This window comes from Candidatus Cardinium sp. cBcalN2 (assembly GCF_022810445.1).
Classification (GTDB): Bacteria; Bacteroidota; Bacteroidia; order Cytophagales; family Amoebophilaceae; genus Cardinium.
Genome location: NZ_JAACGD010000197.1, coordinates 1 through 818, shown reverse-complemented (window position 1 = coordinate 818; position 818 = coordinate 1). Strand labels below are relative to the sequence as shown.

The 818-nt window shown below is 34.8% G+C and carries 1 protein-coding gene; it reads right to left on the bottom strand.

From position 1 onward, the window contains the following. Positions 1 to 67 precede the first annotated feature (67 nt). On the bottom strand, positions 68 to 818 hold a 751-nt coding region (locus MUW74_RS04270; RefSeq protein ID WP_243519335.1), incomplete at its 5' end, for an ankyrin repeat domain-containing protein.

Here is an 818-nt window from a genome sequence, read left to right as displayed (position 1 = left end):
CAAACTTAACTTAGCTGACAGGTATATACATTAATTTTTTAATGCCTGTCAGATGAAATAGCAACTACTACATCTGAGGATAAGCGGATGCATAATCGAAAACAGTTTTACCTTCATCATCTTTATCTTGTGAATCTACTCTTGCTCCTTGTTTTAGTAAGTCTCTCACAATATGAATATATGTAGATCCCTTCATGACTGCATACATTAATGGAGTCCTTTTTTTATTATCTTTTGCATGAAAATCAGCTCTTTTCTTTACTAATATTGAAGCAATAGATGGGTTATGCTTTAGTGCATATAATAATAGTGTCCAGCTTGCATCATCACTTGCCTGTATATTTAGACCTTGATTAAGCCAATATTGTACCCTGTCTTCTATCCAATTATACTTAGTAAGATCGTGCACAATGGCTGGATGTAGTGACATAGGATGCTTTCTAACCAACTCTTTTAATGCTTTTATTTCTTTTGATTCTTTGTGCTCATCTAATAATGCCTTCATCTCATCAGTCTTTGCATAGTCGGTAGCAGTTTGCTTCTTATTATCTTGCATATCCACTTTTGCTCCTTGTTGTATTAAGTATTTGGCTACCTCTACAGACTGGTGTGAGGCTGCATACATTAATGCAGTCATTTGTTTGTTATCTTGTGCATTCACATCTACTCCTTTGTCTATTAATGTCTTTAAAATAGGTTCATTAAAATCTCTGATAAAGAATAAAAGCGTTTGGCCGGTTTTAGTTTTTGCAGTCACATTGGCCCCTTTATCTATTAACATTGGAGTAATATCTAGATTGCACGCCGGTACAGGTGTG